This window comes from Sphingomonas sp. TX0543, from assembly GCF_048565505.1.
GTDB lineage: Bacteria > Pseudomonadota > Alphaproteobacteria > Sphingomonadales > Sphingomonadaceae > Sphingomonas.
Genome location: NZ_JBLZUS010000002.1, coordinates 2,057,743 through 2,082,839 on the forward strand (window position 1 = coordinate 2,057,743; position 25,097 = coordinate 2,082,839).

The following is a 25,097-nucleotide window of genomic DNA, read 5'->3' on the forward strand; positions in this document are numbered from 1 at the left end:
GCTCGCCCCGGGATGATACCGGGGCGAGCGATCGTTGTTACTTCTTCGGTGCAGCGTTGCTGATCGCCGCAGCAAGTTGTTCGGCGGTGAGGCCGATCGTTATCCCGTTGGTGCCGGGCGCGAAGCCCGTGATCGGCAAGCGTGCGTCGCCCTTCGCGGTGGTGACGGTTACGAACTGCGCATCGGCATCCTTGATCGTGCCGACCTGCGTGCCGCCCGCGCCATAGACAATCGCGCCCGGAACAAGCTTTGCCTTGAACTCCGCCGAGCCCGGCCCCGCTTGCGCCGCGGCCGCCTCAAGCTGGGCCTTAGTCAGGCCAAGCGTCGGGCCTTTCGGGCTGGTGCCGAAGGAACTGATGGCAAGTGCCGCCTTTACCGTGCCGGTATCGACCACCGCATTGGTGCCGTTTATCGCGGCGATCGTGCCGACGACCGCGCCCTGCGCGTCATAAACGGTCGCGCCCGCGGTAACGCCCGTTGAGGCGGGAGCGGCAGTGCCGGCGGGTGCCGCCGGTGTGGTCTGGGCAAAAGCCGGGGTGGCAAGCATCGCGCCAGTGGCGGCCAAGATGAACGCTTTACGATACATGTTGCTTTCTACTCCTCGGATAATTTCGAGGTAATAACGATCATTTTGCGAACTGGCTCCGCAACCGTTGCGCGGCGGGCGGAGACGGGCGGCGGATGAATCGGCGGTTGATCGCGGCACGCAGATGGTTACTCACGGGCAATCCCAAGCCGTATCAGGAGTGATCTCGATGAGCGATCTGACCGCGTTTCCGATCACCCGCCGCTGGCCTGCGACGCATCCTGACCGGATACAGCTTTATTCGCTGCCGACGCCGAATGGCGTGAAGGTATCGATCATGCTTGAGGAAACCGGCCTCGCCTATGAGCCGCATCTGGTAAGGTTCGCAGAGAACGATCAGAAAACCGCGGAATTCACGTCCCTTAATCCCAATGGAAAGATCCCCGCGATTATCGATCCGGATGGCCCGGGCGGCCGAGCGATCGGCCTGTTCGAGAGCGGCGCGATCCTGCTTTATCTGGCCGAGAAAACCGGCAAGTTCATGCCTTCAGACCCTGCCGCGCGGTGGCAGGCGATGGGCTGGCTGATGTTCCAGATGGGGGGCGTCGGGCCGATGTTTGGCCAGCTTGGCTTCTTCAACAAGTTCGCCGGCCGGGAGTGGGAGGACAAGCGGCCGCTACAGCGGTACGTCGATGAGGCGAAGCGTTTGCTTGGCGTGATGAACGGTGCGCTCGCGGAAAAGCCGTGGTTTGCCGGCGAGGATTATTCGATCGCCGACATCTCGATGCTCGGCTGGGTGCGCAATCTCATCACTTTCTACGAGGCGCGCGAGCTGGTGGAGTTCGATCGCTATGCCAATGTGGCGGCATGGCTGGAACGCGGCCTTGCGCGACCGGCGGTGCAGCGCGGGCTGACGATACCCGGCGCGGGGTGAATACGGCCGGGCGGACGCGTCACCGGCCGCCTAGCGCAAGAGCTGCTTCACGCCCTCCAGCGCGACCGCGCGATGCCCGACGCAGACCGGCGCGGCTGACAGACGGATCCGGCGCACCGGCTCGCCATTCGCGGGGGCGATATCGACATCGAGCGTGAAGCCGCGACGATGCGCGATCGCATGCGCGCGCAACTGCTCCATCGCGCAACGGGATTCGCCGACGTAACAGTCCACGGCGCTGCGACGTGAGAGCTGTTCGTGGGGCGGGAAGCCGAACAATTCGTATATGGCGCGATCCCAGGCCATCTCCCCGGTGGAAAGGTCGAACGACCAGCGGCCGCCGACAGTGTCCGCAGAAGGCATCCACGATTCGATTCGCTCGCGGCGCTCGGACAGCGCCCAGCTCGAGGCAAGCGGGAGGGGTTCGGGGAAGATCATCGCCGGCGCTTTTCGCATTGCAGTAGTTAACTTTATGCCACCACCGTTCCCCTATCGTTCCGCCGATGCTAGTGATCGCGCATGGCCAGAATCCAGAAGCGCTTTGTCTGCCAGTCGTGCGGCTCGGTCACGTCCAGATGGCAGGGACAATGCCTCGATTGTTCGGAATGGAACACGCTGGTCGAGGAAGCGCCGGCGATCGTCACCCCGTTTCATGCCAAGCATAACCTGCAGGGCGGCGGTCGGGCGATCACGTTGATCGGTCTGGATGCGGATGTCGCGTTGCCGGATCGGCTGGAGAGCGGGATCGCCGAACTCAACCGTGCGCTGGGTGGCGGCTTCGTGGAGGGGTCGGCCACCTTGATCGGCGGCGATCCGGGGATCGGCAAATCGACCTTGCTGTTGCAGGCAGCGGCCAGGATGGCGCTGGCGGGCGTGCGTGTCGCCTATGTCTCCGGCGAGGAAGCGGCCGATCAGGTGCGGCTGCGGGCGCGGCGGCTGGGGCTGGGGGCGGCGCCAGTGCAACTTGCCGCCGCGACCTCCGTTCGCGATATCCTGACGACGCTGAGCCAGGGGCAGCCGCCGGCGTTGCTCGTGATCGATTCGATCCAGACGATGCATTCGGACCTGATCGAGGGAGCGCCCGGCACCGTCAGCCAGGTGCGCGCATCCGCGCAGGAACTGATCCGCTTCGCCAAGGACCGCGGCACCGCGCTGGTGCTGGTCGGCCATGTGACCAAGGACGGAACGATCGCCGGTCCGCGCGTGCTGGAGCATATGGTCGATACCGTGCTCTCGTTCGAGGGCGAGCGCAGCCACCAGTATCGCATCCTGCGCGCGATCAAGAACCGCTTCGGCGGCACCGACGAAATCGGCGTGTTCGCCATGCAGGCGGAGGGACTGGCCGAAGTTTCAAACCCTTCCGCCCTGTTCCTCACCCAGCGTGAGGAGGGCGTGACGGGCACCACCGTCTTCCCGGCGCTCGAGGGGACACGCCCGGTGCTGGTGGAGATACAGGCGCTGGTCGTGCGGCTGGCGAGCGGCGCCACGCCGCGCCGCGCGGTAGTTGGCTGGGATTCGGGGCGGCTGGCGATGATCCTCGCCGTGCTGGAAGCGCGGTGCGGCCTCAGCTTCTCCTCCGCGGAAGTGTATCTCAACATCGCCGGCGGCTATCGCGTACAGGATCCGGCGGCTGACCTTGCCGTGGCGGCGGCGCTCGTGTCGGCGCTCAGCGAGCGGCCCGTGCCGGCCGATGCGGTGGCGTTCGGGGAGATCGCGCTTTCGGGTGAACTACGCCCCGTGGCGCATGGGGCCTTGCGGCTGAAGGAAGCGGGCAAACTGGGGTTCGAGCGCGCGATGGTGCCATCCGCGATCGCACGCGACAAAAGCGACCTGCGGCTTTCCGGCTTCCGCACGCTGGGGCAATTCGTTGACCATATGCTGGGGCGCGGGTAGCGCTTGAGCCGCGATCGCCCTTTCTCGAAACGGACCCGATGAACCTCAACGCCGTCGATATCCTTGTTCTGCTTGCGGTAGGGGGAGGCGCCCTGCTGGGGATCAAGCGCGGTTTCGTGACCGAGGTGCTGGCGCTGTTCGCCTGGGTCGCGATGATCTTCGCGCTGAAATTCTTCCACCTGCCGTTGGCGAAGGTGCTGACAGGCGTGATCGGCACGCAATCGGGCGCGGCAGTGCTGGCGTTCGCGGTGCTGGCGGGCATCACGTATTTTCTCGGCCGGCTTGTCGCGAACGCAATCGGCGCGCGGGTGCGCACCTCGGTGATCGGCCCGATCGACCGGGCGCTCGGTTTCGGTTTCGGCGCGCTGAAGGGACTGATCCTTTCAAGCCTGGCGTTTCTGCTGGTGGTGCTGGTGCTCGATACGATCGGTGGCGGCCCCACGCATCGCCCGGCGTGGCTGGCCGAGGCGCGCACCTATCGCCTGCTCAACGCCACCAGCGCCGGAATCGCCGATTTCGTCGACCGCCGCCGAAGGGGCGAGCCGGTGTTCGGCCCGCACACGACCATCCCGGCCAACTCCAGCGCAGGCACCGGCCAATGAGCGCCTCGCTCTATAACGAACGCATCCTGCGCCTGGCGACCGAGGTGCCCGATCGCAGGATCGAAACGCCGATGGCGTCGAGCGAGAAGCGATCGCCGATCTGCGGCAGCCGCGTGACGGTGGAAGTGAATCTCGATGCCGAAGGGCGGGTGAGCGAGATCGGCATGCTGGTCCGCGCCTGCGCGCTCGGGCAGGCATCGTCGGCGCTGTTCGCAGCCGATGCGCTGGGACGGTCTCCCGAGGAACTCGCGGCGGCTCGCGATGCCCTGACCGCTTGGCTGGCCGGCACCGGCCCGCTGCCCGACTGGCCCGGCATCGACGTGTTCGTGCCCGCGTTGACGCATAGCGCGCGGCATCCGTCGATCCGGCTGGCGTTCGAGGCAGCGGCCGAAGCTGCCGAGCAGGCGCGGGGAGCCGGCTGATGCACGAGGCCGGTGCCACCACCTCGATGTTGCGCGACGGATTTATCCTGCTTGGTGCGGGCCTCGCCTTCGTTCTGCTGTTCCGCCGCCTCGGGTTGGGGGCCACGCTCGGCTATCTGATTGCGGGCGCTGTCGTGGGGCCGCAGATCCTGGGGCTGGTCGGCGATGCCGAATCCAAGCTTGGTGTAGCGGAACTCGGCATCACGCTATTGTTGTTCGTCGTCGGACTGGAGCTGAACCCGTCTCGCCTGTGGCGGATGAAAGAGGATATCTTCGGGCTCGGGCTGATCCAGGTTGTCGCGTGCGGCGTGGCGATCAGCGCGATCATCGCGATATTCGCGCATTTCTCCCTTCCCGCCGCGTTCGCGCTCGGCCTGCCGCTGGCGCTTTCCTCCACCGCGCAGGTGCTGCCGATGCTTCAATCGGCGGGGCGGCTGCGGACTCCGTTCGGCGAGCGCGCCTTCTCGATCCTGCTGTTCCAGGATCTGTCGATCATCCCGCTCATCACCATCATCGCCGCGATGAGCCGCAATCCGGCCGATACCGGAGGGCCGCCCGGATGGCTGCTCGTGATCTACACGGTCGCGGCGATCGTCGGACTGATCCTTGCGGGCCGTTTCGTGCTGCGCCCGCTGTTTCGCGGCATCGGCAATCTGGGCGAGCGCGAGATGTTCGTTTTCGCCGCCCTGTTCACCGTGATCGCGAGCGCCGCGCTGATGGAGGCGCTCGGCCTGTCGACCGCGCTCGGCGCATTCGTCGCGGGCGTGATGCTGGCTGACAGCCCGTATCGGCACGAGCTGGAAACCGATGTGGAGCCGTTCCGCTCGATCCTGCTCGGGTTGTTCTTCCTCACCATCGGCATGATGCTCAACCTCCACGCCATCGCGGAGCGGCCGCTGTTCGTCCTGGCGATGGCGCTGGCGCTGATCGCGACCAAGGCGCTGGTGATCTTCCTGATCGGCGTTGCCTTTCGCATGAGCTGGCGGGGGGCGCTGGCGCTCGGCGTATTGCTGAGCCAGGGGGGCGAGTTCGGCTTCGTGCTGTTCGCACAGGCGCAGAACGCCTATCTGATCGCGCCGGATGCCGCCTCGTTGTTCGGGGCGATCATCACCTTGTCGATGGCCACCACGCCGTTCCTGATGATGGCGACGCGGAAGCTGCGCGAACAGCCGGCGGTGGTGGGCGAAGAGCGCGAAGGCCCCAATGCCGACGGGGCGAACGCGCTGGTCGTCGGCTATGGCCGGTTCGGGCAGACGGTTGGCCAGATCATGCTGGCGAGCGACATCCCGGTCACGCTGATCGATACCGATATCGAGATGATCGACATCGCCGCCGAATTCGGCGCGAAAGTCTATTATGGCGACGGCACGCGGATCGACGTGCTGCGGCAGGCCGGCGCGGCGGAGGCGGAACTGATCCTGTTCTGTATCGACGGCGATCAGATCACGCCGGACATCGTGGAAGGCGTGCACGAGGCATTCCCCGGCGCGGCGATCTATGTTCGCGCTTATGACCGCCGTGCGCTCGTGAAGCTGAAGAACGGGGCGGCGACGCTGGTTGTGCGCGAAGTGATGGAATCGGCAGTGAAGATGGCGCGCGCCGCCCTTGACGGGCTCGGCATCGACAAGGCGGAAATCAATCGCGCCGAGGAAATGTATCGCGCGCGCGACAAGGAGCGGCTGCGCATCCAGATCGAAGCCGGCGATATCCGGGCGGCGCGTGCGCTGACCGCGCAACAGGTGCCGTGGGGAGACGGGAAATGAACGTGCTGATAATTCTCGCAGCGCTTTCCGGCGCGATGGCGGTCGCCGCCGGCGCCTTCGGGGCGCATGGTGCGAGCGGCGCGGCGGCGGAGTGGCTGAAGACCGGCGCGCATTACCAGCTTGTCCATGCCGTCGCCGCGCTCGTCGCGCTCGGGCTGGAGGCGCGCGGACCGGCATGGCTGTTCATCGCGGGTGGCGCGCTGTTTGCTGCCACGCTTTACCTGATGGCGCTGGGCGCGCCGCGCTGGCTCGGTGCGATCACGCCGATCGGCGGCACGCTTCTGATCGCGGGGTGGCTGTGGCTCGCGTGGAGCGCGGCGCGCCGCTGAGACGACGCCAATTACCGCGCGGTGGCGAGAAACGCCTCCACCGCGCCGAGATCCACGTCACGATCAAGATAGGTCGCGCCGATCCCGCGCGCGAGCAGGAAGGGGATGCGGCCGGCGCTTGCCTTCTTGTCATGGCGCATATGCTCGATCAGCCGCGCAGCGGGGGCGTCGATCCCGGCGGCGGCGAGGCCATCCGGCAAGCCGTTCGCGCGCCAGTGGGTCGCGACGCGATCGGCGTCGATCGTGGGGCACAGGCCCTGTTGCGAGGAGAAACCGAATGCCAGCGCACAGCCCGCGGCGACGGCCTCGCCGTGGAGGAGGCGATCCGAGAAGCCCGCTTCCGCCTCGAGCGCGTGGCCGAACGTGTGGCCAAGATTGAGCAACGCGCGGCGGCCCGACGTCTCGAACTCGTCATCGCCGACGATCCGCGCCTTCGCCGCGACCGAATGGGTGATCGCCTGCACCCGGGCATCCGCATCGCCGGCCAGCAACCGCGCGCCATTGGCCTCGCACCAGGCGAAGAAGCCGGCATCGTCGATCAACCCGTATTTCACCACCTCCGCATAACCGGCGCGCAGCTGCCTCGCGGGGAGCGTATCGAGCACATCCGGGTCGATCAGCACCATCTTCGGCTGATGAAATGCGCCGATCAGGTTCTTGCCCGCGCGGGTGTTGATCCCCGTCTTGCCGCCAACCGACGAATCAACCTGCGCAAGCAGCGTCGTCGGCACCTGAACGAAGCCGCAGCCGCGCTTCAGGATCGCGGTGGCGAAGCCGACCAGATCGCCGATCACCCCGCCGCCGAGCGCCAGCACATGATCGCCGCGTTCCACACCTAGATCGAGCAGCCGGTCGCACAGCGCCTCCAGCGTCGGCCAGCTCTTCGATCCCTCGCCCGCGGGCAGCACGATCGACTCGCTCCGCAAACCCGCCGCGTCCAGTGAGGCGCGCAGCGTGGCAAGGTGTGTCGAGACGTTTTCGTCGGATACGATCACGATCGGGCGGCCGCGCGCGATCTCGCCGATATGCGCGCCTGCGCGCGCCAGCAGCCCGGATTCGATGACCACGGGATAGCTCCGTGCGCCCAGTTCGACCTTTACCACGCTCACTTGCCGATCGCCTCCATTATCGCGCGCACCGTCATCTCATGGGGCACGTTGTTGCTCGGCACCCGGACGGGGGCCTGCGCGTAAAGCGGGTTGCGCGCCGCAGCCAGTTCCCGCAGCACGACTTCCGGATCCTTGCCGACAAGCAGCGGCCGGTGGCTGCGCTTGCGCACCCGTTCCACCAGCACCTCGATCGCGGCATCGAGCCAGACGGCAAGCGCGTCGGAAAGGATCAGCGCGCGCGTCTCATCGTTGACGAATGCGCCGCCGCCGGTCGCGATCACCTTCGGCGCGCCGTCCATAAGCCTGGCGATCACCCGGCGCTCGCCATCGCGGAAATATTGCTCGCCATATTGGGCGAATATCTCCGCGATGTTCATGCCGGCGGCACGCTCGATCTCATTGTCGGCATCGACGAACGGCAGGCCCAACCGGATCGCCAGCCGCCGTCCGACCGTGGACTTTCCCGCGCCCATCAGCCCGACCAGCACGATCGGCTGACCGTTCCAGGTGGCCTGAAGGGAGGCGGGGCTTTGCAACATCGTTCGTGCGGCTATACAGCGCAGCGACGCGGTGACCATAGTTCACATGGTCGGGTTCCCGCGTCGGACAGGATAGGTGTATGTCTCGGTTGGTCGTCTCGCTCGTGGTGCTGCTGCTGATCGTGATCGGCGCGCTGTTTTTCTTCGCCGGGCGAGCGGGTGAAAAGCCGACGACGCGGATCGAAAAGGCGGTCGAGCTTGGCAATCTCGCGGGTTAAGATCGCGGCGGCCGCGCTGACGGCCGCTTCGCTTGCCGCCGCCGCGATCGCGCAGAACAGCAAGAACCCCGAATCGCTCCTGCCACCCGGCTTTGGCGAGCCGGTAGCGCAGCCTGGCGGGGCTGCGCCATCTGGCGCGCCGGCCGCCGTACCCACCGGCACTGTCCAGCAGCTGCCGTCGAACGTTGCGGATAACGCGCTTCTGCCCGCGCCGGAGCCGAGCGCGACGCCCACACCCGATGCGGCGACGCTGGCGCAATATGAAATGCCCCCGTTCGCGCGGCGCTCGCTCGATTTCGTCGGGCCGACCGGCGCCAGCGAGGGCGGGCTTGCGCCCGATGCGTGGGGCAGTGCCGACGGTCGCTTCCTCGAAACGCTGATGCGGCGGCTCTCCGCGCCGCTGCCATCACGCTGGCTGTCGATCGCGCTGCGCCGCGCACTTGTATCGCAAGTCAACACGCCGCGCGGGCTGAACGGCGCGGATTTCGCCGCCGAGCGCGCCTGGCTGCTGCTGCGCATGGGCGAATCGGTTTCGGCGCGTGCGCTCGCGCAGTCGGTCGATATCGGCAACGTCACGCCGAAGCTGCGTGATGTGTGGATGCAGACGGCGCTGGCGACGGCCGATCCCGCGGCGCTTTGCCCGCTGACCGATGCGGCGCTGCGCGACGACAGCGAACCGGGCTGGGTGCTGGCACAGGCGATGTGCGCGGCGCTGGTCGGCACGCCGGGAGAGGCGCAGCCGCTGATCGCCGAAGCACGCCGGGCGCGCGTGGCCAGCGGCGTTGATCTGCAACTGGCGCAGAAGGTGATCGGCGCGGGCGCGGACAGCCGCCAGGCGATCACGATCGAGTGGACGCCGGTCGTCCAGCTGAATGCGTGGCGCTTCGGCCTTGCCATCGCGACCGGAATCGCGGTGCCGGATTCGCTGTATCAAACGGTCGGCCCCCAGGTGACGGGCTGGCGCGCGCTGGCCCCGGCGATCCCGCTGGCCGATCGGATCGAGCCGGCGGAGCGGGCAGCGGCGATGGGGGTGATCTCCAATCTCGCGCTGGTCGATTTTTATGGCGCGCTCGACGCGATGGAGGATGCGCCGGCGGTGCTTTCGGCGACCGCCTCCGATCTGCGCAGCGCCTATGCCGGCGCGGATGTCGCGACCCGGATCGGCGCGCTGCGACAATTGTGGCAGGCGGGCACCGCGCCGCAGGCGAAATACGCCCGGCTGATCCTTACCGCGCGTGCCGCGGGCCGGGTGCGCCCCGGAGATGGCAAGGACGAGGCCGATCGCCTCATCGCCGCGATGCTTTCCGCCGGGATGGATCGCACCGCGATGCGCTGGCGCGATACGGCGCCGGCGGGCAGCGATGGCTGGGCGCTGCTGGCGCTGGCCGATCCCGATGCGACGGGCCGGCTCGGCTACAGCCAGGTTTCCGGCTACGCCGCCGCCAGAAAGCGGCAGCTCTTTTTTGCCGGCCTCGCGGGGCTGGGCCGACTTGCGCCGAACGATATCGAGCGCGGTGCGCAGGAACTGGATGTCAGGATCGGCACCGAGAACGCCTGGACCCGCGCGCTGGACCGCGCCACGCGCGAGCGCCAGCCTGCGACCGTGCTGCTGCTGGCCGCCGCGGGGATGCAGACCGGCGATTGGCGCGGGGTGCCGCCCGACATGCTCTATCGCATCATCACGGCCCTGCGTTTCGTCGGGCTGGGCGGCGACGCGCGGATGATCGCGGTAGAGGCGCTCACGCGCACCTGAGCGGGATCGCGATGAGCAATGATCGCGCCCTGATCGACCGCTTTCTGGAGATGATGGCGGCGCAGGTGGGCGCGGCGCGCAACACTATCGCCGCCTATCGCAGCGATCTGGCGCTCGCTTCCGACGCCCTCGGGGGCGCGTTGGCGAACGCCGACGAGGCTGCGCTCGCCAGGCTGGGCGAAAGCTGGCTGGACCTGTCGCGCTCCAGCGTGGCGCGCAAGGCGGCGGCGCTCCGGCGCTTCTACGCGTTCCTGATGGACGAGGGGCTGCGACGCGACGATCCGGGCCATGCGCTCCCCCGGCCGGGCGCGCGGCGCGCGCTGCCCAAAACCCTGTCGCATGCCGATATCGATCGTCTGTTCGCCACGATCACCGCGCGGCTTGCACGCGACCCTGTCGATCCGGGCGACCGGCGGATGGAGGCGCTGCTCGAACTGCTCTACGGCTCCGGCCTGCGCGCGACCGAACTGGTCTCGCTGCCGCGCAATGCGATCCAGCCGGATCGCCCGTTTCTGATTCTGCGCGGCAAGGGCGGGCGCGAGCGGCTGGTGCCGGTATCGGATCGCGCACGCGCGGCTGTCGCGAGGTGGCGCGAGCATGTGGCGGCCGACCGCGCCTTTCTGTTTCCGTCGGGGAAGGGGCATCTTTCGCGCGTCCGCCTCTATCAGCTCGTGCGCGCGCTGGCGGCGGCCGCGGGCATACCGCCAGACCGGATCAGCCCGCACGTGTTGCGCCATGCCTTCGCGACGCATCTGCTGGAAGGCGGCGCGGATCTGCGCGCGCTGCAATCGATGCTCGGCCATGCCGATATCGCGACGACCGAGATATATACGCACGTGGACAGCCGCCGCCTCGTTGAACTGGTCAACGAACGTCATCCACTCGTTGACGCGGGCAAGCGCTCGCCCTAGCGCACCACGATGCCGACTTTCCTCGATTTCGAGAAGCCGATCGCCGAGCTTCAGGCGCGTATCGACGACCTGCGTGAGACGGGCGCCGATGGCGGGGTCGATCTCCGTGCCGAGATCGCCAAACTTCAGGCCAAGTCCGACAAGCTGTTGCGCGACACTTTCGCGAAGCTCACGCCGTGGCAGAAAACGCAGATCGCGCGCCATCCGGAACGCCCCCATTTCAAGGATTATGTCGCGGGACTGTTCGACGAATTCGTGCCGCTCGCGGGCGATCGCGGCTTTGCCGACGATCAGGCGATCCTGGGCGGGTTCGCGACGTTTCGCGGGCAGCGCGTGCTCGTGCTGGGGCACGAGAAGGGCGATGACACCGCCTCGCGGCTGAAGCACAATTTCGGGATGGGCAAGCCGGAGGGCTATCGCAAGGCGGTGCGCCTGCTCGACCTTGCCGACCGGTTTGGATTGCCGGTCGTCACGCTGGTTGACACGTCGGGCGCGTTCCCCGGCCTGCAGGCGGAAGAGCGCGGGCAGGCCGAAGCGATCGCGCGCTCGACCGAGGCGAGTCTCGCGCTGGGCGTGCCGATGGTCGCGGCGGTGGTGGGCGAGGGCGGCTCGGGCGGCGCGATCGCGCTGGCGAGCGGCAACCGCGTGCTGATGTTCGAGCATGCCGTCTATTCCGTGATCTCGCCCGAAGGCTGCGCCTCGATCCTCTGGCGCACCGCCGACAAGGCAGCCGAGGCGGCGGAGGCGATGAAGGTGACGGCGCAGGATCTGAAGGCGCTGGGCGTGATCGATGCGATCGTTCCGGAGCCGGTGGGCGGCGCGCATCGCGAACCGGCCGTGGCGATCAGTGCGCTGGGCGATGCGATCGAGCGGTCGCTGGGTGAGCTTGCGGGCATGTCGCCAGAGGCGCTGCGCAAGGATCGCCGGGCGAAATTCCTCGCCATGGGCCGCGTGTGAACAGCATGCTGACCGGCATCGCTCAGGCGGCGCCGGCGATCGCGATGATCGGCGCCTTCGCCTGTCTGATCGGCGGACTCTATCTGGTGAGCAAGGGCCGGGATCGCCGAAAGGGCGCGCTGTTGCTCGTCATGGCGGCGGTGCTGGTGGCCAACGTGCTGATCTGGACCTTGCCGACGGCGTGAGAAAGGGGCGCCGGCAGCGCCCCTTCCCGTAGATCAGCGGATCGGCGAATCCGGCGCGAGACGCATGTCGAGATAATTGTCGACCGACCTCATCAGGTCGTCCATCTCATGCTCGAAGAAATGATTGGCGCGCGGGATCACGTCGTGGTGGATCGTGATGTGCCGCTGGGTGCGCAGCTTATCGACCAGCTTCTGGGTCGCGCCCGGCGTGGCCACCTCGTCCTGCTCGCCCTGGATGATGATGCCCGAAGAGGGGCACGGCGCCAGGAAGGTGAAATCATAGAGGTTCGCAGGCGGCGCGACCGAGATGAAGCCGCGAATCTCAGGGCGGCGCATCAGCAACTGCATGCCGATCCACGCGCCGAACGAGAAGCCGGCGATCCAGGTGGTGGATGCTTCCGGATGGAAGCTCTGCACCCAGTCAAGCGCGCTCGCCGCATCGGAAAGCTCGCCGATGCCGTTGTCGAACGTGCCCTGGCTTTTTCCGACGCCGCGGAAATTGAAGCGCAACGTGGCGAATCCGCGCCGCTGGAACGTCTTGTACAGCGATTGCACGATATGATTGTTCATCGTGCCGCCCGCATTCGGATGCGGATGCAGGATCATCGCGACGGGCGCGCGCGGCTTGGGAGCGGGGGCGAAACGCCCCTCGAGACGGCCCTCGGGGCCGGGGAAGATAACTTCAGGCATTGTTTCCCGTTCATTGGCGGCGCGGGTGTAGCGCCGGGCGTTGCGCGCTATATAGGAAATGTCACCGGATTTGGAACGAGTTTTGCCCGAACAAGCAGCGCCACCGCGTCTCTACCTCGATCACGCCGCCACCACCCCGATGACGGCGGACGCGATCGCTGCGGTCGCGCGCGGGCAGCGAATGTGGGCGAACCCCTCGTCGCCGCATCGCGAGGGGCGCGCCGCGCGCGCCGCGCTGGAGGAAGCGCGGGCGACGATCGCGGCGGCCTATGGCTGGAGGCATGAAACGCTGTTCACCAGCGGCGCGAGCGAATCATTGGCCCTGGCGCTGGGGCGATCGCTGATCGGGCGGCGCATCATTTCGGCGGTTGAGCATGATGCCGCGATCCGCGCGGCGGGGGTGGCGGAAACGGCTCCGGTGGACCGGGAAGGGGTGATCGATCCCGTCGCGCTGGCGGACCTGCTGGCGGCCGGCCCCGCACTCGTGTGCCTGCAATGGTGCAACAGCGAGACGGGGGTGCGGCAGCCGATCGCCGCCGTCGCGGAAATGGTGCATGCCGCCGGGGGGCTGTTGCTGGTCGATGCGGCGCAGATGCCTGCGGCTCGCGACCTGGCCGGTCACGCCGATTTCGTCGCGCTCTCGGCGCACAAGCGCGGCGGTCCGCCGGGCATCGGCGCGCTGCTGGTACGCGATCTCGCGACGCTGCGACCAAGCGGTGGGCAGGAACGCGGCTATCGGCCGGGGACGGAGAATTTGCCCGCCGTGCTGGGCTATGCCGCCGCGCTGGCGGAGCCGGAGCCGGATCACGGGGTGCTGCGCGACAAGCTCGACGATGCGATCCGACGCTCCGGGGGGCTCGTCGTCGCGGAGGGCGCACCGCGTCACCCCGCGATCGGCAGCTATCGCCTGCCGGGGCTGGCGGCGACCGCGCAACTGATCCGGCTGGACCTGGCCGGCATCGCCGTTTCGGCCGGAAGCGCCTGCGCGAGCGGCAGCATGAAGCCAAGCCACGTCCTGCGCGCGATGGGGTGGAACGAGGATGACACGCGCGAGGTGGTGCGGGTCAGCTTCGGCCGCACGACGAGCGAGGCCGACGTCGATCGCTTCGTCATCGCGTGGCGGGACATGGCGCGACAGGCGCGGCGGCTGGCGGCATGAGCTATCTCGATTATCAGGCGACGACACCGCTGGCGCCAGAGGTGTTCGAGGCGATGGTGCCGTGGCTGCGCGACGATTTTGCGAACCCGCATTCCGCCCACTCCGCCGGCCGAAAGGGCAGGGCGGCGATCGAGGTGGCGCGTGCCCGGATCGCGGCGTTGCTGCCGGATGGCGGGCGGGTCGTCTTCACCTCGGGCGCGACGGAGGCGCTGAACTGGGCGATCAAGGGCGTCGACGGCCCAGTCGTGACGATCGCTACCGAGCATGCCGCGGTGCTTGATACCGCCGGCGCGTCGAGCGGTGCGCGGATCGTTGCGGTAGATCGCGATGGCATGGTCGATCGCGCGGCGCTGGCCCCCGCTCTCTGCGGTGCGGGGCTGGTCGCGGCGATGCTCGTCAACAACGAGATCGGGGTGATCCATCCGGTCGCTGACATCGCGCGGGACGCGCGCGCTGCGGGGGCGCTGTTCCTGTGTGACGCGGTGCAGGGCTACGGCCGCGTCGCCATTCCCGACGGGTGCGACCTGATCGCGCTGTCCGCACACAAGATCCACGGGCCCAAGGGCGTGGGCGCGCTGTGGATACGCGACGGTGTGACGCTCCGGCCGCTGCTTCATGGCGGCGATCAGGAGGGCGGGCGTTCGGGCACGCTGAGCCCGGCGCTTTGCGTCGGATTCGGCGTCGCGGCGCGCCTGATGGCGGAGCGAGTCGAGCAGGATCACGCGCATGTCGAGCGATTGTGGTCGATCGCCGCCGATATGTTTGGCGGCTGGACGGTCAACGGCGCGACCGATCGACGCTATCACGGCAACCTCAACGTCCGGCGCGCAGGCCTGGACGTGAACCGGCTGGTGTCCGACTGCCGCGACATTGCCTTTTCGGCAGGCTCGGCCTGCGCGAGCGGGTCGGGCCGGCCGAGCCACGTGTTGAAGGCGATCGGCCTTACCGACGCGGAAGCGCGCAGTTCCATCCGCCTCGGGTTCGGGCGCTACACCAGCGAGGGCGAACTGGAGGCGGCGCTGGCCCGCATCCTCGCGGCGGCCGATGCGCAGAGGATAGCGGCATGAGCCTGAAAGTGCGTTTCATCGCCGTCGATGGCACGATCGCGGAGGCGCCAGCCAGCGCCGGCGAGAGCCTGCTCGATATCGGGCAGCGCGCCGGGCAGCCGCTCGAGGGAACCTGCGAGGGCCAGATGGCGTGCGCGACCTGCCATGTCATCGTGGATGACGCGGATTTCGATCGCATCCCGCCCGCGAGCGCGGACGAGGAGGATATGCTCGATCTGGCTTTCGGCGCGACGCGAACCAGCCGCCTCTCCTGCCAGATCGTGCTGAGTGAGGCGCTCGATGGCCTGACTGTACGATTACCATCGGGTTCACGGAACATGCAGGGGCGCTGAAGCAATGTCCTTCCCACAAGCAGGAGAAGGCATATGAAGAAGATGATCCTGGGCCTGGCCGGCGTGATGGCGGTCAGCGCGATGGCGCCGAGCGCGGCCGACGCGCAGCGCTGGAACGACGGCAACCGCGACCATCGCGAGTGGCGCGGCGATCGGGGCCACCATCGCGGCTGGGACCGTGGGCGCGGCTGGCATCGCGGGCCGCAGTGGCGGCGGGTCTGCGAATGGCGCGGGCGCTATAACCGCCATCGCGTATGCTATCGCGTCCGCGCCTGGTAAGATAGCTTGAACACGCCGCCCGGCTTCGCCATATGGCGCGCGGGAGTCGGGCGGACGTGGTCGTCGCCAACCTGGTCAGATCCTGACGGAAGCAGCCACAACGATTTCGCCTCGGGTCGTTCCGGCTCCCACCCGTCGGCGCGTGGCGATGCGCACATCTTCGCAAGCCGCACCATCATTTCCCCGCTGACGAATCCTCTGGCAGCGCCTATCTAGGGCGGGTGAATGAACTCTCGACCTCGCTCGGCCTAGACGAACCGCCCCAGCCACAGCGCGGTGCGGACGCCTATCGCGTCCTGGCCCGCAAATACCGGCCGCAGACCTTTTCCGAGTTGATCGGGCAGGAGGCAATGGTGCGAACGCTGGAGAACGCGATCAAGCGTGACCGGATCGCCCACGCCTTTCTGCTGACGGGCGTACGCGGCGTTGGCAAGACTTCCACCGCGCGGCTTATCGCCAAGGCGCTCAACTGCATCGGCGAGGACGGGCAGGGCGGGGCGACGATCGACCCGTGCGGCGTGTGCGAGCCGTGTCGCGCGATTGCCGAGGGGCGGCACATCGACGTGATCGAGATGGACGCCGCCAGCCACACCGGCATCGACGACATCCGCGAGATCATCGAGGCATCGCGATACGCCGCGGTTTCCGCGCGCTACAAGATATATATCATCGACGAGGTTCACATGCTGTCCAAGGCGGCCTTCAACGGGCTGCTCAAGACGCTTGAGGAGCCGCCCGCGCATGTGAAATTCCTGTTTGCCACGACGGAGGTGAACAAGGTGCCCGTCACGGTGCTGTCGCGTTGCCAGCGGTTCGACCTTCGGCGGATACCGGCGGAGATGCTGGCAAATCATTTCACCCGCGTGTGCGAACGCGAGGGCGCGCAAGCCGAGCCCGAGGCGCTGGCGCTGATCGCGCGTGCGGCGGAAGGATCGGCGCGCGATGGGCTGTCGATCCTCGATCAGGCGATCGCGCACGCCGATCTCGAAGGCGGTGGGGTGAGCGCCGCGGCGGTGCGCGAGATGCTGGGCCTGTCGGATCGCGGCGCGGTTCGCGATCTGCTCGGATTGCTGCTGGCGGGCGATGCGCCGGCCGCGCTGGCGGCGCTGCGGCGGCAATATGATCTAGGGGTCGATCCGCAATCGGTTTTCCGCGCGCTGCTGGAGGCGGTGCACGGCGTAACGCTGGCGAAAGTGGGTGCGCCTGACGATCCGGCCCAGCCCGAAGTCGAGCGCGCCGCCTATCGCGAATGGGCGACGAAGCTCTCGTTCGCGATGCTCCACCGGCTCTGGCAGTTGCTGCTCAAGGGGCATGACGAGGTTGCCCGTGCGGCGATGCCGATCGAGACGGCCGAGATGGCGTTGCTGCGTGTCGTCCACGCCTCCACCTTGCCCGATCCCGGCGAACTGGCGCGGCAGATCGCGGGCGGATCGATCCAGGTCAATGGCCCCGCAGCGGCTGCACCCGCGCCGGTGCAGCCCGCGCCGAACGAGTTTGCCGGCTTGATGGCGCTGCTCGAGGATCGCGGGCATCACGCGCTTTATCACCGGCTGCGCAGCGGCGGGCGGCTGGTGCGCATCGCGCATGGCGAGATCGCCTTCAGCGGTTCACGTCCGCTATCCGCCGACACGCTGAGCGAGTTCGCGCAGGTGCTGAAGGCGGAAACCGGGCGCGCGTGGAAGGTCGCCCTGGTGGACGAGCCGGGCGCGCCGACGATGAAGGAGGCGGATGATGCCGCCGAAGAAGCCGCGCGACAGGCGATTCTCGACACGCCGATCGTCGCGGCGGCGCGCATCGCCTTTCCCGACGCCGAACTTATCGAATGGCCCAAACGGAGCATGATGTGAAAGACTTGAACGACATTCTTGCCATGGCGCAGAACGTGCAGAACGAGCTGACCAAGGCACAGGAGAGCCTCGACACGATCGAGGTCGAGGGGGCTGCCGGTGGCGGGCTCGTCAAGGTGAAGGCATCGGCCAAGGGCCGTATCATCGCCGTGACGATCGATGAATCGCTGCTCCAGCCATCCGAAAAGCAGATGGTGGAAGATCTCGTCGCGGCCGCGCTCAACGACGCGCGTGCGAAGGCCGATGCGGCGTCGTCGGCTGAAATGTCGAAGATGACGAGCGGCCTGCCGCTGCCCCCGGGCTTCAAGCTGCCGTTCTGATATGGCTCATGACCGGCGCGGCGTGTGACATCGCCCGCGCCGGTCGATGACGATCAGCTTGCCGCGGGCGTGCAATCGCCGATGCGCGCGCCTTTTATCTTGGTCTTGGTGGTGATCGACTGATCCTGAATGTGCGCGCTGGTCTCGCTCACCAGATCGTAGCTCTTGCTGCCGAAATCGCCCGTGATCTTGCTCTGGATCTTGCTGGCCGGGCCTGCCGGGCCGCCCTGGCAGGTCATCTGCGCGTCGAGCTTGCCGCCCTTGATCGCGAAACTGTCGTAGCGGCAGGATTTCATGCCCTTGCCGCCAAGCAAATCTTCCGGCGGACGTTCGGCCTGCTCCTTCGTGACGCAACTTTCCGCCGTCTGCTTGCCCGTTGCCGACAGTTGCCGCTTCATCGCGTCGGCGACTTGCGCGGGGGCGTTGGCGATCTCGACCGAATCGACCGACACCTCGGTCCGCCATTTGCCGGGCTCCATGCGGATCATGCTGTTTGCCGCGCTCGCGACCTCGGCCACGGATGCATTTTCGGCTTTGAACTCCGGCTTCTTGTCGCACCCGGCGAGGATGAGCGGAATTAGCGCCGCCGCATAGAACAGTTTCATCGTATCCATCTCCCGCGTGTTCCCGACGTGGCTCGTTTGCTCGCCAGTCAGCCCTCAACGCGCGCGATCGGCCGGGTATCCGTTCGGCTGATTTCAATTATCTCAGACAGCTATCTAGGCCATTGCGCCGCACGACTCCGACGTAGCGGGCGAGCGCATTGCCATGGCGCCGGACGAAGCCGCCGGGATCGACCGCCTCCCGCTTCTTCGGCAGCGGCAGTACGGCCGCGATCCGGGCGGCCTCCAGCGGGGTGAGATGGCTGGCGGAATGGTTGAAGTAACGCATCGCCCCGGCCTCCGCACCATAGGTGCCGATGCCCGTTTCAGCGACGTTGAGATACATTTCCATGATCCGCCGCTTGCCCCAGATCGCCTCGATCAGCGCGGTGAACCAGGCCTCGAACGCCTTGCGGACATAGCCGCCGCCTTGAATCAGGAAAACATTCTTCGCGGTCTGCTGGCTGATCGTCGATCCGCCGCGGATGCGACCGCCCTCCGCGTTGCGATAAGCGGCGCCGGCGATCGCCCGGAAATCGAAACCGTGGTGGGAACAGAAACGCGCATCCTCGCCCGCGATCGCGGCGCGCGCCATGTTGGGATCGATCCGGTCAAGCGAACGCCATTGCTTGCTGATCGAGTGGCCGGACAGCAGATCACCCAGCATCGTGAACGTGATCGGCGCCGGTACGAAGCGCAGGATGACCACCCAGAGCACGGATATGCCGACGAACCAGATAGCGATCTTGCCGCCGATGCGAAGGATGCGAGCGATCATATTCCCGTCGTTAGCCGAGCAACATGATCGCCAGCAATGCCCCGTCGCCGACCGGTCTCAGGCGGGGAGCAGACGCTTCTCGCCGGCCAGCCGCATCATCGCTTTCTGCAGCTTTTCGAAGGCGCGTACCTCGATCTGGCGCACGCGCTCGCGGCTGACGCCATAGACCTGCGAGAGTTCTTCCAGCGTCTTGGGATCGTCCGTAAGGCGGCGCTCGGTGAGGATGTACTTTTCGCGGTCGTTGAGGTCATCCATCGCCGAAACCAGCATATCGTGCCGCACATCCGCTTCCTGGGCGTCAGCCACCACCGTGTCCTGAAGCGGCGAATCGTCGGCAAGCCAATCCTGCCACTGGCCCTCGCCATCTTCGCGCATCGGCACGTTGAGGCTGGTGTCGCCGCCCATCGCCATGCGACGGTTCATGCTGACCACGTCCGCTTCGGACACGCCCAGATCAGTCGCGATCTTGGTCAGATCCTCAGGGCGAAGATCGCCATCCTCGAATGCATCGAGGCGGGCCTTCATCCGGCGCAGGTTGAAGAACAGCTTCTTCTGCGCGGCCGTCGTGCCCATCTTCACCAGGCTCCACGAGCGCAAGATGAATTCCTGGATCGAGGCCCTGATCCACCACATCGCATAGGTGGCGAGGCGGAACCCGCGATCGGGCTCGAACTTCTTCACGCCCTGCATCAGGCCGATATTGCCCTCCGAGATCAGCTCGCTGACGGGGAGGCCATAGCCGCGATAGCCCATCGCGATCTTAGCGACGAGGCGCAGATGCGACGTGACGAGCTGGGCAGCAGCCTCGGTATCGCCATGCTCCTGAAAACGCTTGGCGAGCATATATTCCTGCTCGGGGGCCAGAATGGGGAATTTCTTGATCTCGGCCAGATAGCGGTTGAGGCTCTGCTCCCCACCGAGCGCAGGGATCGTCGCTGGGACGTTGCTGCGGTTTGCCATGATCGTTACCCTTTCCCTTTCCCGGAAAGTCGCGGCCCCAAACGGGTGTCGCGTCGTTTCCCGAACTATACGTTGAGCTGAATGAACAGTTCCTGCATGTCAGCAGGCATTGCACTTTCGAACGACAAAGCGTTTCTTGTTATAGGATGAATGAACCCCAGGCGGGCCGCGTGCAAGGCCTGGCGGCGGAAACCGAGCGTTTCCAGGATCGCGCGATGCGCCTGTTTCGTCCGGCCATAGACGGGATCGCCGAGCAGCGCATGGCCCAGCGACGCCATATGCACGCGGACCTGATGCGTTCGCCCGGTTTCGAGGCGGCATTCCACCAGCGCGGCATCGCGGTTGAGGCGCTCGACCGTTCTGTAATGCGTCACCGCACGTTTGCCGCCGCTGACGATCGCGATCTTCTTGCGGTTCTGCGGGCTGCGCGCCAGCGGCGCATCGACGGTTCCGGCGGGCGGCATGGGTTGGCCCGAGACGATCGCGAGATAGCGGCGATCGATCGAATGGTCGGCGAACTGCTTCGCCAGCCCCTCGTGCGTCCGATCCGTCTTCGCGGCGACCATCAGGCCGGAGGTGTCCTTGTCGATCCGGTGGACAATGCCCGGCCGCGCTACCCCGCCGATCCCCGAGAGCGATCCCTTGCAGTGATGCAGCAATGCGTTGACCAACGTGCCGTCGAGATTGCCGGCGGCGGGATGGACGACCAGCCCGGCCGGCTTGTCGATGACGATTAGGTGTTCATCTTCGAACGTGACGACGAGCGGGATATCCTGCGCTTCATTATGCGCCGGCACGGGATCGGGAATGGTGATGGCGAACATCTCGCCAGCCGCGGCCTTTCGCGCCGGCTCGCGGACCAGTTGACCGTCGCGAGAAACCTTGCCGCCCGCGATCAGCACCTTCAGCCGCTCACGCGACAGGGTGGGAACAGCCTCCGCGAGTGCACGATCCAGGCGCCAGCCGGCTGCCGCCGCCGTGATCGTCGCTTGAATAACGGAAGTCCCCCGGTGCATTGTGTCTTAGATGGATAGTACGCTCATGATTTCAAGATCGCTGCTCGCACAACTCGCCGCGGAAGCGGGGGCGAGCGGCGAGGAAATATGCGGGCTTATCCTGCAACCGCGGAATGGCGGAATCAGCCTGCTGCGATGCGCGAACGTGCATCCACAACCGGCCGCCCGGTTCGAACTCGATCCTGTAGCGTTGCTGGCGGCGCATCGCGCGGCGCGGGCGAGCGGCGATGCAGTGATCGGCCACTATCATTCGCACCCGTCGGGTGACGCCATGCCATCGCTTACCGACGCGGCGAGCGCGGCGCCTGACGGGGCGGTCTGGCTGATCGTGGGGCGAGGTGGCGAGGCGCGGGCGTGGCGTGCCGTGCACGATGGAGCGGTGCATGGTCGCTTCGATCCGCTGGTGATCGTTGCGGACTAGACTTGCGCGCGAGTCCGCGCTTCGCCAATACGCGGGCGGCGGCACTTATGCGTGCCTGGAGGGGACCTATATGACGATCAGCCCGGTCGATTTCGCCAGCCTGCTCTGCTCGCGGCTGTGCCACGACCTGCTGTCGCCGGTAGGGGCGCTCAACAACGGCCTGGAATTGCTGGCGGACGAAACAGATCCGGCGATGCGCGAGCGCTGTCTGGAGCTGCTGAACGACAGCGCGCGGGCTTCTGCGAACAAGCTCAAATTCTTCCGGCTGGCGTTCGGCGCCGCCGGCGGTTTCGGGGATATGGTCGACACGCGCGAGGCGAAGGTCGCGATCGAGGGGCTGCTGGGGGACAACAAGCGGCTGGAGCTGCAATGGCTGGTCGAGGAAGCCGAACTACCCAAAACCGCGATCAAGGTGCTGCTGAACCTTGCGATGATCGCCGGCGACGCATTGGTGCGCGGCGGCACGCTGGCGATCGGCGGAGAGAATAACGCCGGGGTAATCGAGATCGTGCTGAAGGCGGAGGGGCCGCGCGTCATCCTTGACGACGAGCTGCGGCTGACATTGCTCGACGGCGCCGACGGGCGCGAGATCACGCCGCGCGGCGCGGCGGCCTATCTTGTCCATTCGCTCGTCACCGAAACCGGCGGGTCGGTGCAGGTGAGTGCGCCGTCGGAGAATGTGCTCCTGTTCGGCGCGGCGCTCAACGGCCGGTAAACGCTGATTTAACTGTCAGCGGTGCACAGCTACCGCGACATGGAAGACCTGCTGCCGGAATTCATCGCCGAAACCCGCGAATCGCTGGAAGCGATCGCGGGCGAGATCGTCGCGTGGGAAGCCGATCCGGCCGATAGCGCCCGGCTCGATTCGATCTTTCGCTTTGTGCACACCGTAAAGGGCAGTTGCGGTTTCCTGGATCTGCCCCGGGTCGGCCGCCTCAGCCATGCGGCGGAGGATGTGCTGGCGGCGGTCCGCTCGGGCGAGCGGTTGCCGGATCGCGGGCTGGTCAACGCCGTGCTCTCCATCGTCGATCGCATCGGCGAGATCGTGGAGGCGATCGATGCAGGCGTCGCGCTTGATGACAGCGGCGAGGACGCGCTGATCGCTGCGCTTGATGGGGGGGACGGGAATGGTGTGGACGATTTCGACGCGGACGGTGTCGCGCTGATCGCCCAACCCACGATGCTCGCCGCTCGCGGGCAGACCCGCAGCATCCGCCTGTCGGTCGATCTGCTCGACCGCATGATGAACGGTGTGTCGGAGATGGTGTTGGCGCGCAACGAACTGGCGCGCCGATTGCGGGACAGCGGGGAGGAACTGGTCGGTTCCACGCTCGATCGCCTGTCACAGACGGTGGCCGATCTGCGCGACACGGTGACGCGCACGCGGATGCAGACCGTCGATGCGCTGTTCTCGGCGCTCCCCCGCGTCGTGCGGGATACGGCCGCCGCACTTGGCAAGCAGGTGTCGCTGTCGATCGATGGCGGCGATGTGGAGCTGGATCGCGAGATGATCGAGCTGCTGCGCGATCCACTGGTTCACATGGTCCGCAACGCCCTGGATCACGGCCTCGAAACCCCCGCCGAGCGCCGCAGGGCAGGAAAGCGCGAGACCGGGCGGCTCACCGTCTCGGCGCGGCAATCGGGTAATCGCATCCTGGTGGAGATTGCGGACGATGGGCGCGGGATCGATACGAACCTGTTGCTGGCGCGCGCGCTGGCGAAGAACCCCTCGCGCGATGCGGAACTTCGCGCGCTGGGCGAGCGCGGGCGGCTTGATCTGATCTTCGAGCCGGGTTTGTCGAGCCGCGATGTCGTGACCGAAACCTCCGGGCGCGGCGTCGGCATGGATGTCGTGCGGACCAACGTGGAGCAGATCGGCGGGCGGATCGCGATTGCCAACAATCCCGGTCGCGGGCTGAGTATCACGCTTGAAGTGCCGCTGACGCTGGCGATCCTGTCGGCGGTGATTGTCGAGGCAGGCGGCCAGGCGTTCGCGCTGCCGCGTCAGGCCGTCGACGAGATCGTGTCCGCGCGCGCGAACGTGGTGCGGATCGATGCGATCGGCGAGGGGCGGGTCGCCACGATCCGCGAGCGTCAGTTGCCGCTGGTCGCGCTCGATCGGCTGCTCGGCCTGCCGCATCGCCCGCCCGCGCTGTTGATCGTGGTGGATGTGCCTGGCGGCGCCTACGCGCTTGCCGTCGATACGGTAATCGATACCGAGGAGCTCGTCATCAAGCCCGCAGCGCCCGCGGTGATGCGCGCAGGCGTCTATGCCGGACAGAGCCTGCCGGACAGTGGACGTCCGATGCTGCTGCTCGACGCTGCCGGCATCGCGACGGTTGCCGGGCTGCAGTTCTCCGCGATCGAGCGCGAAGAAGCGCTCGCCGCCGCTCCTCTCGGCGAGGAAGGTATCCAGGCCTTGCTGTTTCACGATATCGACGGACGGCGCCGCGCGATCGCCCTGGCGGCGGTCAACCGGATCGAGGCGCTGCCGCGCGAGGCGATCCACGAGGCGGCAGGCCAGTGGTGGATGACCGCCGGCGGCCAGGCGATCGGGCTGGTCTGCGCGGTTCCGCCCCGCGCGGCCGAACCGGGATGGTCGGCGCTGCGACTGAACGAGGAACTGGGTGCGCTCGCCTATCCCGTGCGCGAGGCGCTCGATATCGTCACGCTGCCGGCGGAGATTTCGCCGGCGTCGGTTCCCGGCGTGATCGCGGGTGTCGTGATGCTGGATGGCCAGCCGGTCGAACTGATCGACCCGCTGGTACTGACCGAGAGCGCCCTTAACGCGCGACGCGCGCCGATCTGCCTGCTGCGCGGGCCCGAAGCGGGCTGGATGGAAATATTCCTCAAGCCCTCGATCGAGGCGGCCGGTTATCGGGTCGTGCGCCGTCTGGTGGAGGGAGAAACACCCGACGTCATAGTCGCCATGGACGGTGACGAGGCGGCTGGCGGTGACGCTGCCCGCGTGCTTCGACTGGGCCGCACGCCGGCCGACCCGCTTTACCGTTATGATCGTGCCGCTCTGCTCACCGCGCTGGAGAAAGCCGCATGACCGACAGCGACCTCCACCTGATCGGCTATCTCGGCGGCCGTGGAGTATTGTTCAACGCGGCGCAGGTCGAGGCCGTGGTCGATGTGGGTGAGATCGTCCCGGCGCCCGGCGCGGCGCCTGCGGTGCGCGGATTGACTGCACTGCGCAGCCGGGTGGTGACGGTGATCGATACCTGGCAGGTGCTCGGGCTGCCCGCGCCGGTCGAACCGCGCAATCGCGCGGTGACGACCTCGGTAGACGGGCAGCTTTACGCGGTGCTGCTCGATGGCATGGAGGACGTCGCGCCGGTGGAGATCGCGCCGCTCGCGTCCGGCGTCGCGGTCGGCGATCACTGGGCTCAGGTGGCTGCCGGATCGGCCGTGCGTGACGGCGAACCGATGCTGGTGGTGGACTTGCCCCGCCTGGTTTCACGCGTCGTGTGATTAACCTT

General features: G+C 67.1%; 30 protein-coding genes and 1 other RNA gene. 22 read left to right on the top strand and 9 right to left on the bottom strand.

Features of this window, described 5'->3' with window-relative positions; all coding sequences use genetic code 11:
- Positions 1–37 precede the first annotated feature (37 nt).
- Positions 38–586, bottom strand: coding sequence for a hypothetical protein (locus ACM61V_RS10450; RefSeq protein ID WP_137785989.1), 549 nt, complete (start codon positions 584–586; stop codon positions 38–40).
- Positions 587–755: 169 nt separating this feature from the next.
- On the opposite strand from ACM61V_RS10450, the gene ACM61V_RS10455 reads away from it, so the two are divergent.
- Complete coding sequence (locus tag ACM61V_RS10455; RefSeq protein WP_137785990.1) at positions 756–1,460, top strand: glutathione S-transferase N-terminal domain-containing protein; 705 nt, start codon at positions 756–758, stop codon at positions 1,458–1,460.
- A gap of 30 nt (positions 1,461–1,490) precedes the next feature.
- Here the strand turns inward: ACM61V_RS10455 and ACM61V_RS10460 are convergent, their stop codons facing one another.
- Entirely contained in the window at positions 1,491–1,898 is a 408-nt protein-coding gene (locus ACM61V_RS10460; RefSeq protein WP_419713976.1) for a hypothetical protein, read from the bottom strand.
- 81 nt (positions 1,899–1,979) lie between these two features.
- Here ACM61V_RS10460 and radA point away from each other — a divergent pair, with 81 nt between their 5' ends.
- From radA to ACM61V_RS10485, 5 genes are read left to right on the top strand one after another with little or no spacing between them, the layout of a single operon-like run.
- Positions 1,980–3,353, top strand: coding sequence for a DNA repair protein RadA (gene radA / locus ACM61V_RS10465; RefSeq protein ID WP_137785992.1), 1,374 nt, complete (start codon positions 1,980–1,982; stop codon positions 3,351–3,353).
- Between the two features lie 38 nt (positions 3,354–3,391).
- Positions 3,392–3,955 carry a CvpA family protein gene (locus tag ACM61V_RS10470; RefSeq protein ID WP_137785993.1) on the top strand — a complete coding sequence of 188 codons (564 nt, stop codon included), beginning with the start codon at positions 3,392–3,394 and terminating at the stop codon, positions 3,953–3,955.
- Positions 3,952–4,377, top strand: a complete 426-nt coding sequence (locus ACM61V_RS10475) for an iron-sulfur cluster assembly scaffold protein (protein WP_137785994.1) — start codon at positions 3,952–3,954, stop codon at positions 4,375–4,377. The genes ACM61V_RS10470 and ACM61V_RS10475 overlap by 4 nt, the downstream gene beginning before the upstream one ends.
- Positions 4,377–6,140, top strand: a complete 1,764-nt coding sequence (locus ACM61V_RS10480) for a cation:proton antiporter (protein ID WP_137785995.1) — start codon at positions 4,377–4,379, stop codon at positions 6,138–6,140. Before ACM61V_RS10475 ends, ACM61V_RS10480 begins: the two co-directional genes overlap by 1 nt.
- Positions 6,137–6,469: a DUF423 domain-containing protein gene (locus tag ACM61V_RS10485; protein ID WP_137785996.1), complete on the top strand. Its 333-nt coding sequence runs from the start codon at positions 6,137–6,139 to the stop codon at positions 6,467–6,469. The genes ACM61V_RS10480 and ACM61V_RS10485 overlap by 4 nt, the downstream gene beginning before the upstream one ends.
- An 11-nt stretch (positions 6,470–6,480) precedes the next feature.
- Here ACM61V_RS10485 and aroB read toward each other — a convergent pair whose 3' ends face one another.
- Both aroB and ACM61V_RS10495 read right to left on the bottom strand, forming a co-directional pair.
- Positions 6,481–7,578: a 3-dehydroquinate synthase gene (gene aroB / locus ACM61V_RS10490; RefSeq protein WP_137785997.1), complete on the bottom strand. Its 1,098-nt coding sequence runs from the start codon at positions 7,576–7,578 to the stop codon at positions 6,481–6,483.
- The gene (locus ACM61V_RS10495; RefSeq protein WP_137785998.1) at positions 7,575–8,117 is read right to left on the bottom strand and encodes a shikimate kinase; all 543 of its coding nucleotides are present in this window, start codon (positions 8,115–8,117) and stop codon (positions 7,575–7,577) included. The genes aroB and ACM61V_RS10495 overlap by 4 nt, the downstream gene beginning before the upstream one ends.
- 80 nt (positions 8,118–8,197) lie before the next feature.
- Here ACM61V_RS10495 and ACM61V_RS10500 point away from each other — a divergent pair, with 80 nt between their 5' ends.
- The 5 genes from ACM61V_RS10500 to ACM61V_RS10520 are packed head-to-tail and all read left to right on the top strand — an operon-like array spanning position 8,198 to position 12,141.
- Entirely contained in the window at positions 8,198–8,335 is a 138-nt protein-coding gene (locus ACM61V_RS10500; protein WP_171007508.1) for a hypothetical protein, read from the top strand.
- Positions 8,316–10,088 (top strand): hypothetical protein, encoded by a 1,773-nt coding sequence (locus ACM61V_RS10505; protein WP_419713977.1) that lies wholly within the window; start codon positions 8,316–8,318, stop codon positions 10,086–10,088. The genes ACM61V_RS10500 and ACM61V_RS10505 overlap by 20 nt, the downstream gene beginning before the upstream one ends.
- A gap of 11 nt (positions 10,089–10,099) precedes the next feature.
- The gene (locus tag ACM61V_RS10510; RefSeq protein WP_137786000.1) at positions 10,100–10,999 is read left to right on the top strand and encodes a tyrosine recombinase; all 900 of its coding nucleotides are present in this window, start codon (positions 10,100–10,102) and stop codon (positions 10,997–10,999) included.
- 9 nt (positions 11,000–11,008) lie between these two features.
- Complete coding sequence (locus tag ACM61V_RS10515) at positions 11,009–11,956, top strand: acetyl-CoA carboxylase carboxyltransferase subunit alpha (RefSeq protein WP_137786001.1); 948 nt, start codon at positions 11,009–11,011, stop codon at positions 11,954–11,956.
- 5 nt (positions 11,957–11,961) lie between these two features.
- Positions 11,962–12,141 (top strand): hypothetical protein, encoded by a 180-nt coding sequence (locus ACM61V_RS10520; protein WP_137786002.1) that lies wholly within the window; start codon positions 11,962–11,964, stop codon positions 12,139–12,141.
- 33 nt (positions 12,142–12,174) lie between these two features.
- Here ACM61V_RS10520 and ACM61V_RS10525 read toward each other — a convergent pair whose 3' ends face one another.
- Entirely contained in the window at positions 12,175–12,831 is a 657-nt protein-coding gene (locus tag ACM61V_RS10525; protein WP_137786003.1) for an alpha/beta hydrolase, read from the bottom strand.
- Between the two features lie 58 nt (positions 12,832–12,889).
- On the opposite strand from ACM61V_RS10525, the gene ACM61V_RS10530 reads away from it, so the two are divergent.
- The 7 genes from ACM61V_RS10530 to ACM61V_RS10560 all read left to right on the top strand — a co-directional run bounded on the left by ACM61V_RS10530 (position 12,890) and on the right by ACM61V_RS10560 (position 17,835).
- Positions 12,890–13,990 carry a cysteine desulfurase family protein gene (locus ACM61V_RS10530; protein WP_137786004.1) on the top strand — a complete coding sequence of 367 codons (1,101 nt, stop codon included), beginning with the start codon at positions 12,890–12,892 and terminating at the stop codon, positions 13,988–13,990.
- Positions 13,987–15,057: a cysteine desulfurase family protein gene (locus ACM61V_RS10535; RefSeq protein WP_137786228.1), complete on the top strand. Its 1,071-nt coding sequence runs from the start codon at positions 13,987–13,989 to the stop codon at positions 15,055–15,057. Before ACM61V_RS10530 ends, ACM61V_RS10535 begins: the two co-directional genes overlap by 4 nt.
- Positions 15,054–15,389 (top strand): 2Fe-2S iron-sulfur cluster-binding protein, encoded by a 336-nt coding sequence (locus ACM61V_RS10540; RefSeq protein WP_137786005.1) that lies wholly within the window; start codon positions 15,054–15,056, stop codon positions 15,387–15,389. The genes ACM61V_RS10535 and ACM61V_RS10540 overlap by 4 nt, the downstream gene beginning before the upstream one ends.
- A 33-nt stretch (positions 15,390–15,422) precedes the next feature.
- On the top strand, positions 15,423–15,668 hold the full coding sequence (locus ACM61V_RS10545) for a hypothetical protein (RefSeq protein ID WP_419713978.1): 246 nt from the start codon (positions 15,423–15,425) through the stop codon (positions 15,666–15,668).
- A gap of 38 nt (positions 15,669–15,706) precedes the next feature.
- An RNA gene (gene ffs, locus ACM61V_RS10550) (signal recognition particle sRNA small type) lies at positions 15,707–15,804 on the top strand.
- Between the two features lie 85 nt (positions 15,805–15,889).
- Positions 15,890–17,515 (top strand): DNA polymerase III subunit gamma/tau, encoded by a 1,626-nt coding sequence (locus tag ACM61V_RS10555; RefSeq protein WP_137786007.1) that lies wholly within the window; start codon positions 15,890–15,892, stop codon positions 17,513–17,515.
- Complete coding sequence (locus tag ACM61V_RS10560; protein WP_137786008.1) at positions 17,512–17,835, top strand: YbaB/EbfC family nucleoid-associated protein; 324 nt, start codon at positions 17,512–17,514, stop codon at positions 17,833–17,835. The genes ACM61V_RS10555 and ACM61V_RS10560 overlap by 4 nt, the downstream gene beginning before the upstream one ends.
- A gap of 53 nt (positions 17,836–17,888) precedes the next feature.
- On the opposite strand, the gene ACM61V_RS10565 is transcribed toward ACM61V_RS10560, so the two are convergent.
- The 4 genes from ACM61V_RS10565 to ACM61V_RS10580 form a co-directional block, all read right to left on the bottom strand.
- Positions 17,889–18,440 carry a DUF3617 domain-containing protein gene (locus ACM61V_RS10565; protein ID WP_171007509.1) on the bottom strand — a complete coding sequence of 184 codons (552 nt, stop codon included), beginning with the start codon at positions 18,438–18,440 and terminating at the stop codon, positions 17,889–17,891.
- Positions 18,441–18,537: 97 nt separating this feature from the next.
- Complete coding sequence (gene mtgA / locus ACM61V_RS10570) at positions 18,538–19,215, bottom strand: monofunctional biosynthetic peptidoglycan transglycosylase (RefSeq protein ID WP_137786010.1); 678 nt, start codon at positions 19,213–19,215, stop codon at positions 18,538–18,540.
- A gap of 57 nt (positions 19,216–19,272) precedes the next feature.
- On the bottom strand, positions 19,273–20,175 hold the full coding sequence (gene rpoH / locus ACM61V_RS10575; protein ID WP_137786011.1) for an RNA polymerase sigma factor RpoH: 903 nt from the start codon (positions 20,173–20,175) through the stop codon (positions 19,273–19,275).
- Positions 20,176–20,240: 65 nt separating this feature from the next.
- Complete coding sequence (locus ACM61V_RS10580; protein ID WP_137786012.1) at positions 20,241–21,191, bottom strand: RluA family pseudouridine synthase; 951 nt, start codon at positions 21,189–21,191, stop codon at positions 20,241–20,243.
- Between the two features lie 10 nt (positions 21,192–21,201).
- On the opposite strand from ACM61V_RS10580, the gene ACM61V_RS10585 reads away from it, so the two are divergent.
- The 4 genes from ACM61V_RS10585 (at position 21,202) to ACM61V_RS10600 (ending at position 25,089) form a co-directional block, all read left to right on the top strand.
- Positions 21,202–21,612 carry a Mov34/MPN/PAD-1 family protein gene (locus ACM61V_RS10585; RefSeq protein ID WP_137786013.1) on the top strand — a complete coding sequence of 137 codons (411 nt, stop codon included), beginning with the start codon at positions 21,202–21,204 and terminating at the stop codon, positions 21,610–21,612.
- 70 nt (positions 21,613–21,682) lie between these two features.
- Entirely contained in the window at positions 21,683–22,327 is a 645-nt protein-coding gene (locus ACM61V_RS10590; RefSeq protein WP_137786014.1) for a histidine phosphotransferase family protein, read from the top strand.
- Positions 22,328–22,366: 39 nt separating this feature from the next.
- Complete coding sequence (locus ACM61V_RS10595) at positions 22,367–24,667, top strand: chemotaxis protein CheW (protein ID WP_137786015.1); 2,301 nt, start codon at positions 22,367–22,369, stop codon at positions 24,665–24,667.
- Positions 24,664–25,089, top strand: a complete 426-nt coding sequence (locus tag ACM61V_RS10600; RefSeq protein ID WP_137786016.1) for a chemotaxis protein CheW — start codon at positions 24,664–24,666, stop codon at positions 25,087–25,089. Before ACM61V_RS10595 ends, ACM61V_RS10600 begins: the two co-directional genes overlap by 4 nt.
- Positions 25,090–25,097: the final 8 nt, after the last annotated feature.